This is a genomic window from Paraburkholderia terrae, assembly GCF_002902925.1.
In the GTDB taxonomy this organism is placed as follows: domain Bacteria; phylum Pseudomonadota; class Gammaproteobacteria; order Burkholderiales; family Burkholderiaceae; genus Paraburkholderia; species Paraburkholderia terrae.
Genome location: NZ_CP026113.1, coordinates 201,660 through 214,276, shown reverse-complemented (window position 1 = coordinate 214,276; position 12,617 = coordinate 201,660). Strand labels below are relative to the sequence as shown.

General features: G+C 63.3%; 9 protein-coding genes. 7 read left to right on the top strand and 2 right to left on the bottom strand.

The genetic code is table 11. The features are described 5' to 3' along the window. Positions 1-80 precede the first annotated feature (80 nt). From C2L65_RS30710 to C2L65_RS30695, 4 genes are all read left to right on the top strand, one after another. Positions 81-659 carry a TetR/AcrR family transcriptional regulator gene (locus tag C2L65_RS30710; RefSeq protein WP_007584544.1) on the top strand — a complete coding sequence of 193 codons (579 nt, stop codon included), beginning with the start codon at positions 81-83 and terminating at the stop codon, positions 657-659. Positions 660-796: 137 nt separating this feature from the next. Next, positions 797-1,531, top strand: coding sequence for a GNAT family N-acetyltransferase (locus tag C2L65_RS30705; RefSeq protein WP_042306588.1), 735 nt, complete (start codon positions 797-799; stop codon positions 1,529-1,531). Positions 1,532-1,695: 164 nt separating this feature from the next. Next, positions 1,696-3,264, top strand: a complete 1,569-nt coding sequence (locus C2L65_RS30700; protein ID WP_042306587.1) for a methyl-accepting chemotaxis protein — start codon at positions 1,696-1,698, stop codon at positions 3,262-3,264. Between the two features lie 414 nt (positions 3,265-3,678). Beyond that, entirely contained in the window at positions 3,679-5,073 is a 1,395-nt protein-coding gene (locus tag C2L65_RS30695; protein ID WP_042306586.1) for a TIGR00366 family protein, read from the top strand. Positions 5,074-5,220: 147 nt separating this feature from the next. Here C2L65_RS30695 and C2L65_RS30685 read toward each other — a convergent pair whose 3' ends face one another. Then, positions 5,221-6,396 (bottom strand): GGDEF domain-containing protein, encoded by a 1,176-nt coding sequence (locus C2L65_RS30685; RefSeq protein ID WP_042306585.1) that lies wholly within the window; start codon positions 6,394-6,396, stop codon positions 5,221-5,223. Positions 6,397-6,581: 185 nt separating this feature from the next. On the opposite strand from C2L65_RS30685, the gene C2L65_RS30680 reads away from it, so the two are divergent. The 3 genes from C2L65_RS30680 (at position 6,582) to C2L65_RS30670 (ending at position 10,956) form a co-directional block, all read left to right on the top strand. Then, on the top strand, positions 6,582-9,248 hold the full coding sequence (locus tag C2L65_RS30680) for a ligase-associated DNA damage response DEXH box helicase (RefSeq protein WP_174485046.1): 2,667 nt from the start codon (positions 6,582-6,584) through the stop codon (positions 9,246-9,248). Further along, positions 9,248-9,913 carry a ligase-associated DNA damage response endonuclease PdeM gene (gene pdeM, locus C2L65_RS30675; RefSeq protein WP_042306584.1) on the top strand — a complete coding sequence of 222 codons (666 nt, stop codon included), beginning with the start codon at positions 9,248-9,250 and terminating at the stop codon, positions 9,911-9,913. Before C2L65_RS30680 ends, pdeM begins: the two co-directional genes overlap by 1 nt. 143 nt (positions 9,914-10,056) lie before the next feature. Further along, complete coding sequence (locus C2L65_RS30670) at positions 10,057-10,956, top strand: hypothetical protein (RefSeq protein WP_042306769.1); 900 nt, start codon at positions 10,057-10,059, stop codon at positions 10,954-10,956. A gap of 10 nt (positions 10,957-10,966) precedes the next feature. Here C2L65_RS30670 and C2L65_RS30665 read toward each other — a convergent pair whose 3' ends face one another. Then, a complete protein-coding gene (locus C2L65_RS30665) occupies positions 10,967-12,589 on the bottom strand; it encodes an AAA family ATPase (RefSeq protein WP_042306583.1) in 1,623 nt (540 codons plus the stop codon). Between the last annotated feature and the right edge of the window lie 28 nt (positions 12,590-12,617).

Here is a 12,617-nt window from a genome sequence, read left to right as displayed (position 1 = left end):
ACGGAGTCCTTCTCCGTTTTTACAGGATAAGCGGAGACAGTCTCCGTTTGCAAGCACTAAAAGGTACGACAAAGGGTTAAATGAATCACTCGACGCCAAAGGAACGGAAGCCGCGCGCCGATGCGCTGCGTAATCGCGAGCGCATTCTCGAAGAAGCGAAGAAGGCGTTCACGCGCGAAGGCGCCGATATCAGTCTCGAAGACCTCGCCCGTCAGGCGGGCGTTGGGCCTGGCACGCTGTACCGGCACTTTCCTACCCGCGACGCGCTGCTGGAGAGCGTCTACCGCGCCGAAGTCGAAAAGCTCGCGAAAGAAGAGCGCAGGCTGAGCGAGACGATGCCGCCCATCGACGCGCTGAAAGCGTGGATGCTGCTGTTCGTCGACTACATCGCGACGAAGAAGATCATCGCGCCCGCGCTGAATTCGCTGGTGGGCGGCCCGTCGAAGGTGTTCGAATCGTCGGGCGCGCAGATCGTGGACGCGATTCATTCGCTCGTCACGCGCGCGATAGAAAGCGGCGACATTCGCGCCGATCTCGATCCGCTCGACCTGTTTCGCGCGCTCGTCGGGGTGTCGAATGTCGCGTCGGCGCCGGACTGGCAACAAAGCGCGCGCAGACTGGTGGATATTCTGCTGATCGGGTCGCGGCCTGGCGCGTGAGGCCCGCTTGGCGCAAATGACGCCAAAAATGTCATTTACGGCAATGGCTCGGACGCGGTTTTCTGATTACATTAATCGCGTCCGATGCTTGCCCGATCTCGGACAACATCCGATCAATCTTCGTAGCTGGAGCAAACATGAGCAGCACGGCGCATCGTTCGACAACAGCCAACCTCGACCGCCCTATCTGGACGGCGCTCACGACGCGCCAGGCGCATCTCGGACTCGGCGATGCGCTCGCGCGCCGCTATCACCCCGATGTGGCACCGTTCGCGGCGTTGGCGTCGGACACGCCCGCTGCGTACGAGGCGCTGCATCGGCTTCTGCAGCCCAACGAACAGGTTGCGCTGCTGTCGTTGGAGCCTCTCGCTGGAATCGAAACGCTTCAGGTCGATCATGTGGGCACACTCCATCAGATGGTTGCGGCGCGCGACGAAGTAGGAACTGTGGACGATCTGGACGTGATCCGCCTGGGCAACGTCGACGCGAAAGCGATGCTCGACCTCGCGCAAAAAACCAAGCCGGGCCCGTTCGCCACGCGCACCCACGAAATGGGCCGGTACATCGGCGTGCGCGATCAGGGGCGGCTGGTTGCGATGGCGGGCGAACGGATGAGCCTCGACGGATACGTCGAAATCAGCGCCGTCTGCGTCGATGACGAATGGCGCGGCAAGGGTCTCGCAGGCCGGCTGATCAACATCCTGCGCAAAGAGATCGCGCAGCGCGGCGAGACACCTTTTCTACACGTGTTCAGTCACAACACGACGGCGATCCGCCTCTATGAAAAGCTGGGCTTCGAGTTGCGTCGCGAGTTCGTTCTCAACCGGATCGGCCATGCCGATGCAAGCGTGAATACCGCTCGTCACATTTGATTCACGAAAGTCCGCACACTCGCAAACCGCGCCTTCCGCTCTCCGAAACCGTCAAGTTCTCGTTCATGTGACCGTTAACAAGGCCGCAGCAACGTCCTGCGGCCTTTGCTCTCGCGCTCGGCTGCGGGGGGACAACATCGTGGCTCACTGTGAAAACGAAAACTATGAAATTGAAGAATCTGCCCGTGCGGACGGGCTTTATCGCGGTTCTCTCGCTGTTTGGCATGCTGGTTCTGGTCACCGCGTTGCTCGGGATCTATTCGCTCACGAAGAACAACGGTTTGTCAGAGCGGATCAGCACTCTCAACGCCGAAACGGTTGATCTCAAAGACGTCTACATCAATAACCTGAAGGCACGTAGCGCGTTGAGCCGGGCGTTTATCGCGCTGTCTACGAACCCCGCTGACAAGGACGCGGCCGTCGCCGCGGCTCGCACCTATTACGACCTCGCGAAGAAGTCGTTTGCCGCGTTCGAAAACATCACGAAGGAAACGACGGCGCAACAGGACGCGGCAAAACGGGTCGCCGACACGTTCACTGCGCACGCCAACGCAATCGATCTGCTGTTCACGGCAATCGGTTCGGGCGATGTCGCCGCGTATGCTGCAACGAACGAAGGGCCAATGACGCAGACGAGCGCGGCATTCGGCAAGTCGGCGGATGCCTTCTTCAAAGTAGCCGAAGACGAAACAGCGCAACTGAAGGATGAGAAGGCACACGCCAAATCGGTGTTGATGGGCGTCGCTATTGGCTTGCTCGTGTTGTCGTGCGCGTTGATCTTGCTCGTTTACTACACGCTTGAGCACACCGTCGTGCTGCCGCTGAAGGAAGCCATGAACGTCCTGCAGCACGTAGCGCGCGGCGACCTCACCGTGCAGATCCGTCACGAATCCACGAACGAAATCGGCCAGTTGTTCGACTCGATGAAGGAAATGAAGCGCAGTCTCGCCGGGATCGTACACGCGGTGTATGGAGGCACCGACACCATCGCGACAGGCGTGCATGAGATGGCAAGCGGCAACACCGATCTGTCGCAGCGCACCGAGGAACAGGCGGCGGCATTGCAGGAGACGGCGTCGTCGATGGAACAGTTGACGAGCACGGTGCGTCAGAACGCAGACAACGCGAAGCAGGCCACGCAACTCGTGATGAGCACGGCGATGATCACCGAGCAAGGCAACCGCGCCGCGCAGGAAGTCGTGGCGACGATGCAGGGGCTGTCCGATCTGTCGGGCCGGATCGCCGACATTACGAACGTGATCGAGGGCATCGCGTTTCAGACCAACATTCTTTCGCTGAACGCGGCAGTGGAAGCCGCCCGAGCCGGCGACGAAGGCCGCGGCTTCGCGGTGGTGGCAAGCGAAGTGCGCTCGCTCGCGCAGCGCAGCGCGAGTGCCGCAAAGGAGATCAAGGAGCGCATCACCGATTCGCTCGGCCGCGTCGAAGCGGGTGCGCAACAGGTCGACAAGGCCAGCCAGGTGATGGCCGACATTCTGACCTCGGTGAACCGGGTCAGCGATCTGATGGGCGAGATCGCGGCGGCATCGGAAGAACAATCGGAAGGCATCGAGCAGGTGAACCGCGCGATCACGCAAATGGATCAGGTCACGCAGCAGAATGCCGCGCTCGTCGAGCAGGCTTCGGCGGCTGCGCTCGCGCTCGAAGAACAGACGCTTGCGTTGAAGAGCACGGTGTCGGTGTTCCGCGTCGAGCGCGCGTTGGCTGCCGCGTGACGTGATTCGAGACGTTTTCGCGGGCCGTGGCTGACAATCGTTTGACGCCTCGGCTTACGCGCAAGCTACACGAAAGCACGCGCCGTCAAATCGGCGCGTCGCACGTTAAACGAACGCTGCGTTGTCTTGACATCCAACGCGCATAAGACGAATAATGAAGCGTTCGTTTAACGAAACCACGTTCGATTAGCGAACTCCAGCGACACAAGACGATTCGCACGCAAAGCGCGGACGCGCCACCCATCTGTTGCGTCCAGGCCTGAGCTTCACCCCGGAATTCCTGCCCCAAAAAATCACCTGACATTCAGGTGACGTCAAGCTTTCCAGCGGTGCATGCGTCACGCACTCACCCGCCGCGTGTCGATTCTGTCCGCGCCGCCCACAGGCGGACCGACGCCACCCCGAGCGAGAAACATGAAGCGAGACACCTCCCCCACCACCGCCTTCCAGCCTGCCGCGCCGCGCGGCATCGTCGAAGGGCTTGTCTATGTTTTCGAGCGGGTCATGCCTGACCCGTTCGTGCTGTCCATCTGCCTGACGTTCGTCGTGGCCGTGCTGGCGCTGCTGATCGCGCCGACTGGCAACGTGCCCACGCTGCTCGACTCGTGGTACACGGGCACCTTCGGCATTCTGGCTTTCGCGCTGCAGATGATCCTGATTCTCGCGACGGGCTACGCGATCGCCGAGGCGCCCATCGTCCAGCGCGGCTTGCGCGCGCTGGCGGCCCACGCGCAAACACCTGCGCGCGCTGCGCTGCTGGTGTTCCCTGTCGTCGCGATCGCCGCGTGGCTCAACTGGGGCCTTGGCCTGATCGTCGGCGCGCTGCTGTCGCGCGAAATTGCACGGCGCGTGCATGTCGATTTCGCGTGGCTCGTTGCCGGCAGCTATTCGGCGTGGTCGATCTGCAATAGCGGGCTCTCCAGTTCGATCGCACTGTCGCAGGCTTCGCATGGCAACGCGCTCAACCTCGTCGAGAAGGCGACCGGCCATGTCGTGCCGCTGACCGAGACCATCTTCGCTCCGTTCGTGTTTATCCCGACGGTGCTGGTCGTTGTCGTGATGACGGCGATCTTCATCAAGATGCATCCGAAATCGGACAACGTAGTCGCGTTTAGTGATGCGGGCGATGCGAGCGACGACGCATCCAGCGCCGACCCGCACGCGCGCACCAGCGATGGCGCTGCGACCTTCGCATCGCGCCTCGAACAATCGATGCTCGGCACGCTGCTTCTACTCGTGCTCGGCGTCGGCTACCTCGCGATGGAATGGCGTGAGAACAAGTTCGATCTCGACATCAACACGACGATCCTGATCTTCCTGCTAATCGGCCTCGCGCTGCAGCGCACGCCGATCGCGTATGCGAACGCGATCCGGCGCGCCGCGCGGCAGACGGGTTCGATGCTGCTGCAATACCCTGTCTATGGCGGCATCATGGGCATCATGAAGGGCACAGGGCTCGCGTCGATGATCGCCAAAGCCTTCGTGACGATTGCCACGCCCGCCACGCTGCCTGTCTGGAGCTATCTCAGCTCGCTGATCATCACGTTGCTGGTGCCGAGCGCGGGCGGTCACTGGGCCGTGCAGGGACCGTTCGTTTTGCCCGCGGCGATCAGCCTGCACGCGTCGGTGCCGCGCACCGCGATGGGCGTGGCGATGGCCGAGAACGTGTCGAACATGCTGCAGCCGTTCTGGGCCGTGCCGATCGTCGCGATTGCGGGCATCCGCATTCAGCGCGTGATGGGCTATACGGCCGTCACGTTCGCCGTGTCGCTCGTGATCTACGCGGCGGCACTCTGGCTCGTACATTGAGGCCGTCGAGCCTTCGTCACGCCGCAACCTCTTGCGAGACTTCGCCGAGGTTGCGGACCAGCTGACGATATTCGCCGCCACGCGCCGCCATCTCCGCTTCGCTGATCGACATACGTTGGCTTAGCGAGCCAACGTTATACGTGAAGGTTACGCGGCGGCCGAGCGCGCGGCGGCGCGCGCCTCTTCGAGCCGGTTGCCGCCCAGCGATTTCGCGCGATACAACGCCTGGTCGGCGGCGGCGAGCACATCGCCCAGGGTGGCGCCATCGCTGCCGGCTTGCGCCGCGCCGATGCTGACGGTGGCCTGGATGCCCGCGCCGCTGGCATTGAGCGTGATGGTCTCGCCGAACGATTCGACGAGCGCTTCGCCCGCCTCTTTCGCACGGGACAAATCGTGACCGGGCAGCAGGGCCGCGAACTCCTCGCCGCCGATGCGCGCCAGCAGCACGTCGGCGCCCAGCACGCTGCGGGCAATGTCGGCGAACGATGTCAGCACGCGGTCACCCGTCTCGTGGCCGTAGCGGTCGTTGATCTTCTTGAAGTGGTCGAGGTCGATGGCGAGCAGCGAGACGGGCCGCGTCGCGCCGCCGTCACGGATCATGCGCGCGCCCTGCTCGAAGAACCATCGGCGATTGCCAAGGCCCGTCAAAAAATCCGTCTGCGATTGCTGCAGCAGTTGCCCGTGCGATTCGTCGCGCACCAACCGCAGCAAGGTCATGGGGAGAACGACGGAATACAGCACGCCCTCATACATCGTGATCTTGCTCGCGGTCATCAGGAAGTCGAAGCCGAACTTCGCGACGAGCCAGGGCAGGATCAACGCCCTGAATGCGTACAAGATGGCATGCGTGCCCGACACCAGCATCGCGATCTGTTGCGCCTGCAAGCGCTTCCTGCCGTCGCCGCGCGCCAGTTCGAATGCCGTCATGCCGGAGGCGACCGAGATCGGAATCGCGCTCGGATACATCCACATCACGTCCTGCCATTTCGCGCCGGCAATGACCCACGCAAGCGCAAGCAGCACGAGCACGGCGAGCGAAAGGCGCACATGCTTGCGGCCGTTCAGCGCGGCCACGCCATGCAGAACCAGCAGATAACCGCTAACAATGACGAGATTGCTCAGCGCCGAGCCGAGCGCGCCGGGAAGCTCGCGACGCCAGGAAGCCGCCGCGCAGCCGATGGCCAGCGTGGCGAATCCCGCTGCCAGTATTCCCAGTTCCCGGCTGCGCTTCGGGTGAACGCGTCGCTCCCAGAGCGTCATCAACGCACTGGCGAAGAGAGTCCCGATTAGAAGGAGATAAAGCGTATTAAGATCGACATGCATCGCTGACGTAAGGGCACTACGCCGGTACATAGCGGCGGCAGTGGCATTTTACGCGGAAAATAAGGCTACATCATGATCGTCTGGCAGCGCTTCATTACCGCTGCCAATGCGGGCACGCGCCATGCTGTGTGATGCATACCGTCCGGCAACGGACGCCATCGGGCGTCCGCGAATTATGTCACCCTATGACCGATCCGATCGATCCCGAGTGCAACGCCACGCAGTCCGCGGCCGACGCGGCCTCTGATCCTGATCGCGATCCCGCCGATGCATCCCGCATCGACGATGCAGCCAGCCCGGCAACGCGACGCCGCGCGCCCCGGCCTCGCCGCATTCCGACCAGGCGCGCCGCGCCCGCGCCGGACGCATTCACACCCGCCGCCTACGCGCCCGACCCCGACAAGGCAAAGGAGCCGTTCGACGTGCGCACCCAGCAGTGGTTCGACGCGCACGAATCACAGCCATTCGATTTTCAGCGCGAAGTCTGGCGCGAGATTGCGGCGGGTTCGAGTGGATTGCTGCACGCGACAACGGGCGCGGGCAAGACATGGGCCGTCTGGTTCGGCGCGATAGCCGCATTCGGCGATCACAGTCCGCGCGCGCTCGCGGACCCGCTCACGGTGCTGTGGATCACGCCGATGCGCGCGCTCGCCGCCGACACCGCCCGCGCGTTGCAAACCGCCGCGTGCGAACTCGGCGTGCCGTGGACGATCGGCCTGCGCACGGGTGACACCAGCTCGACGGAGCGCGCCCGCCAGAGTCGGCGCATGCCGAGCGCGCTCGTCACGACGCCCGAAAGCCTTTCGCTGATGCTCACGCGCAGCGATGCCCGCGAAGCACTGAAACATGTGCGCCTTGTCGTCGTCGATGAATGGCACGAACTGCTCGGCAACAAGCGCGGCACTCAGACTCAGCTTGCGATCGCGCATCTGGCGCGCTGGCGGTCGGACCTTCAGGTGTGGGGACTGTCGGCGACGCTCGGCAATCTTCCGTTCGCAGCCGACGTGCTGCTTGCGCCCGTTCGCACGCCTCGCGTGTCGGTGAGCGGCATGCAGCCGAAGACGCTCATCATCGACACGCTGATTCCCGCGACGATCGAACGCTTTCCGTGGGGCGGCCATCTCGGCACGCGTCAGGTCGGCCCCGTCGCCGAGGGCATCGATGAAGCGCGCACGTCGCTCGTCTTCACGAATACGCGCTCGCAGGCGGAGATCTGGTATCAGGCGCTGCTCGAATTGCGCCCGGACTGGGCCGGATTGATTGCGCTCCATCACGGCTCGCTTGCGCAGGAAGTGCGCGAATGGGTCGAGGATGGCCTGAAGACGGGCAAGCTGAAGGCCGTTGTCTGCACATCGAGTCTCGATCTCGGCGTCGACTTTCTGCCCGTCGAGCGCGTGTTTCAGATCGGCTCGCCGAAAGGTGTCGCGCGGCTGATGCAACGCGCGGGACGCTCGGGACATGCGCCGGGCCGCGCGTCGCGCATCACGATCGTGCCGACGCACGCGCTCGAACTCGTCGAAGCGGCGGCGGCACGGCGTGCCGTCGAAGCGCGGCGCATCGAAGGCCGCGAGACGCCGCGCAAGCCGTTCGACGTGCTGGTCCAGCATCTCGTCACGGTCGCGATCGGCGGCGGCTTCAAGGCGCCCGAACTGTTCGATGAGGTTCGCACGACATTTGCGTATCGCGAGCTGACTCATGAGGAATTCGACTGGGCGCTTGCGTTCGTCGAGCGGGGCGGACCGTCGCTGCGCGCGTATCCCGACTTTCACCGCGTCGTGCGCGACGATGACGGCGTGTATCGCGTGCTGCGCGACGATCTGATCCGCCGGCATCGCAGCAACGTCGGCACGATCGTCGCCAACGCGACGCTGCATGTCGCGTGGCTCACGGGCGGACAGATCGGCTCGATGGAGGAATCGTTCATCTCGCGCCTGAAGCCCGGCGACGTGTTCACGTTCGGCGGCCGCGCGCTCGAACTGGTGCGCGTGCGCGACATGACGGCCTATGTGCGACGCGCGACTTCATCGCGAGGCGCGATGCCGCAATGGGCAGGCAGCAAGATGCCGCTTTCGTCCGAACTCGCGGACGCGACCCTCGCGATGCTCGCCGAAGCCGAGCGCGGCGTGTACGTCGAGCCGGAGATGATCGCGATCCGGCCTTTGCTGGAGTTGCAAGCGAACTGGTCGGCCTTGCCGGAAACGGGACTGCTAGTCGCCGAAATACTGCGGACGCGCGAAGGCCATCACTTCTTCTGCTATCCGTTTGCGGGGCGCGTCGCGCATATCGGCCTTGCGTCGCTGCTCGGCTGGCGCGCGGCGCGCGACCGGCCCGGCACGTTCTCGATTTCCGCCAACGACTATGGCTTCGAACTGTTGTCGTCGCAACCGTTCGACTGGGCGACGCTGATCGACGAAGGTCTGTTTTCTTCCACGCACCTTGCCTACGACATCATGGACAGCCTCAACGCCTCCGAACTCGCGATGCGCCGCTTCCGCGAAATCGCGCGCGTCGCCGGTCTCGTCTATCAGGCGCATGCGGGACAGCAGAAAAGTGCGCGGCAGTTGCAGGCGTCGAGCGGCCTCTTTTACGAGGTATTTCGCAAGCACGATAGCGACAATCTGCTGCTGACGCAGGCTGACGCCGAAGTGAAGTTGCAGGAACTCGATCTCGACCGCATCCGGCGCGCGCTCGAAACAATGCGCGCAAGCAGGCTTGCGCTGACGCATCCAAAGAAGCCGACGCCGTTCGCGTTTCCGCTGATCGTCGGGCGCATCCGCGAAAAGGTCAGCACCGAAAAGCTCGCGGACCGCATCGAGCGGATGCTGGCCGAACTCGACAAGGCGGCGCGCTGATGACATTCGAAACCGTGACCGTTGAAGTGGCTGGTTATCCGCTGCAATTGTCCGCGCAGCGCGCTGCGTTCGATCCGCAACTGAAGAGCCTGTTCATCGCCGATGCGCATTTCGGCAAGGATGCCGTGTTTCGCGCGCATGGCGTGCCGGTGCCGGCCGGCGCGACGGCGGACGATCTCGCACGGCTCGATGCGCTGATCGCTGCGCACGCGCCCGAGTCGATCGTGTTTCTCGGCGATCTGCTGCATGGGCGCGAATCGCTCGGCAGCGCGACGATGCAGGCGCTCGGTGAATGGCGCGCACGGCATGCGTCGGTTCGCATGGTGATGGTCGAAGGGAATCACGATCGCAGTGCCGGATTGTTGCCACCGTCTCTGGGTGTCGAGACGGTGCTCGAACCATGGCGGCATGGGCCGTGGGCATTGTGTCATTACCCGCAGTTGATCGACGGCGCGTACGTGCTCGCGGGCCACGAGCATCCCGTCTATGTGATTGCGAGCCGCACGGATTCCGTGCGCGTGCCCTGCTTCCGCTTTGCCGCGCGATGCGGCGTGCTGCCCGCGTTCGGCGCGTTCACGGGCGGTTTCGTCGTCAACCAGTCCGCCGACGATGCGGCGATCTATGCGGTCGCGCAGAACCGGGTGATTGCGGTGCGCGAGCTTTGATAGAGGCGATTGCGCGGGTCGGCCTTGATTCTGCGGCTTCGTATCGCGCGACATGCATGCGCGTGCTTGCGGCTGCGCGCGCCGCTCCGAGCCAGACTGTGCGGACGCTCAATGTCCGGATCGTCACGGGAGGTCGTTTCATCATGCCCAAAGTCAACGGCAGTTCGCCGCCCCACATCGCCGCAACGCCGACTGCCGGTCCAAGCCAACCGACGCCGTCGACGGCAGGCGTCAAGCGTCGTGCCTCCAGTCCGTTGCCCGGCATGCCGCCGTCCGCGAAACAGAAGAAGAACGACGCTCCCGCCGACTGGCATACGGAAGCGACCCGGTTCGGTATCTCCGGAAACGGCATTGCAAAGGCGCCGGGAGGCAAAGGCAAGTCACTCGCAACGCACGGCGAGGCAACGCTGCACGATCCGTCGGCCTCACCCATCGGCGCGCTTGGCGCAGCAAAGCCAGGCGATCTGATCAAGAAAACCGACGCGCCGAATGCCGGCGATCACTCTCCGTCGATTTCATCCGTCAATCGCACGCAATCTGACGAGGCGAAGGTGCTCGGCCGTGGCGCCACAGCGGTCGGCGGCGCGTTCAACGTCCGCGAAACCGACGTGCCGACCTTGCAGTTCAGCAACGATAAATTCCAGATCGACAAGGACAACCATAACAAGCCGAGAGACTCCGCCGCGCACAGCGCGTTTACGTCGTTGCGCGAGATGCACGGCGTCGGCGAGAAAAGCGCGCACGCGAACATGGACTCGCTGCTCGATGCGACGGCACGCGCCTACTCGCCGTACAACGCACACGGCGAGCCAGCAAAAGGCGGCGTCGCGCTACCGAAGACCAACGTTCATTCGGAAAGCGCGCGCGGAGCGACCTTGCACAAGTCGTCCCAAGGCGTCGATCCGATGGTCGGCCAACAGATGATGAACATGTGGTATCGCCAGAACATGGACGGAAAGCCGATGCTCGACGAACTCATCAGAAACCGTCAAACGAACGCCGCGAACAACACCACCGACGATCCGATGGACACGACGTCATGAGCACACGCCGTCACGCGTGCCCGCGAAACGTCGCGCAGATCCTGAACGCATCTTCCGATAGCGGGATCTCTTTCGCGCGGCAATAGCGCGTGGTCAGCTTCAACAGCTCCTTGATGTCGCGTCCGCTCGATTGCGGCCACGCGTTGGTGAGCGCTTCGATCAGTTCATCGCCGAGGTCCGCGCCCAGTTGCGCGGCCAGCAGCTTCCACAAGCGGACCGCGTCGGCTCTTGGCGGCGTCGCGTAGTGAATCTTCGCGATGCAGCGCGACAGGATGGCGTCATCGACATCGTCGATCCGGTTGGTCGTCATGAACAGCAAGCCGTTGAAATACTCGAGCGTACGCAGGAACTCGGCGACGATCGCATTGTGTTCGAGGTCGTTGTCGCGGCGGCGGATGTAGACGTCGGCTTCATCGAGCAGCAGGATCGCGTCCCAGCGCGTCGCGCGCTGCAGGATGCCCGACAGCGCCGCGCCCACCGACGCCGCAGTCGTCCCAAGCTGCCCCGAATGCACGCGATACAACGGCTTGCCGACTACTTCCGAATAGACCTCCGCGGTCAGCGTCTTGCCCAAGCCAGGCGCCCCCTGACAAAGAATCGTCGTGCCGCCCGATTTGCCCGGCACGAAGTCCTGCACGAACACATTCGTCTTCGACGTCAAAATGTCGATCAGATCGCGGTGATGAGACGGCAGGACCAGCTTGTCGCGCAGTTCCGGCTGATAGCGGTATGCCGCCATATGCTGGACATGCACCCAGATATCGCGGTGCCATTCCATGTGAAACAGGCACACGTAGCAATGCAAAGGCACCTTGTCGAAGCCGCTGTCGATGTTCGCGTCGCGCCAGAACTCGGCGTCGGCTGTCATCAGGAAGCGGCGCTCCAGCGTCTCTTCGTCGTTCACGCACTTTGCGCTCACGCCTTCGGGAATGCGGATCAACTCGGCGCCGGCTTTTGCATCGATCGTATACGCGGCTTTCGACACCACGAACTGTGCGCCGAAACGCGGCTGGAATTCGAGGAAACGCTGCGCGTGCCGTTCGTATTCAAGCTTGAATTCGGCGCATTCCTTGTAAAAGCCGAACTCGGCGAGCAGTTCGGGAATCGTGCGGTTGACGATGTCGTGCCGGTTGATCACCAGCGACGTCGTCATGCCGGCGTGGCGCAGGTGATGCTCGGTGCGCTCGGAGTTCGCGGACTGCATCGTATTCGCCAGCATGTCGACGACGACGTACGGCATACCCTGCTCGGGCTCGACCACGCGCATGCGGCGCACGAGCCACGGCAGCAGCGTGCCGTCCTTCGCGCGGCTGTAGAGCCAGCCGTCGATCGCATCGCGCGACAGATACGCAACCAGGCCCGGCACGAGTTGATCGAGACCCGGGATGATGCGCGCTTGCGGCGCATTGTAGATGTTGTCGAGCGCGAGCATCTGAAACATTAGCGCGCGTTCGTTGTTCGCCTTGCTCAGCGAATACAGCGTATTCAGCGATCTCGAATCGAACAGTGCGCTCGATACGACCATGCTGCCGTGACATGCGCCGTGCTGATTGAGCTGTCTTGCGAGCGGCGATTCCGATTCGATCATCGTAAGCAGCGGATGCACCAGTGATTCGGGTATTTCAAAGTCCATAGACGCACTCGTATCTGAGGGTGGCACG

Bases quoted from the DNA above. Each gene is read 5' to 3' on its own strand.
- C2L65_RS30710 (WP_007584544.1), top strand. From the start codon at position 81: ATGAATCACTCGACGCCAAAGGAACGGAAGCCGCGCGCCGATGCGCTG.
- C2L65_RS30705 (WP_042306588.1), top strand. From the start codon at position 797: ATGAGCAGCACGGCGCATCGTTCGACAACAGCCAACCTCGACCGCCCT.
- C2L65_RS30700 (WP_042306587.1), top strand. From the start codon at position 1,696: ATGAAATTGAAGAATCTGCCCGTGCGGACGGGCTTTATCGCGGTTCTC.
- C2L65_RS30695 (WP_042306586.1), top strand. From the start codon at position 3,679: ATGAAGCGAGACACCTCCCCCACCACCGCCTTCCAGCCTGCCGCGCCG.
- C2L65_RS30685 (WP_042306585.1), bottom strand. From the start codon at position 6,396: ATGCATGTCGATCTTAATACGCTTTATCTCCTTCTAATCGGGACTCTC.
- C2L65_RS30680 (WP_174485046.1), top strand. From the start codon at position 6,582: ATGACCGATCCGATCGATCCCGAGTGCAACGCCACGCAGTCCGCGGCC.
- pdeM (WP_042306584.1), top strand. From the start codon at position 9,248: ATGACATTCGAAACCGTGACCGTTGAAGTGGCTGGTTATCCGCTGCAA.
- C2L65_RS30670 (WP_042306769.1), top strand. From the start codon at position 10,057: ATGCCCAAAGTCAACGGCAGTTCGCCGCCCCACATCGCCGCAACGCCG.
- C2L65_RS30665 (WP_042306583.1), bottom strand. From the start codon at position 12,589: ATGGACTTTGAAATACCCGAATCACTGGTGCATCCGCTGCTTACGATG.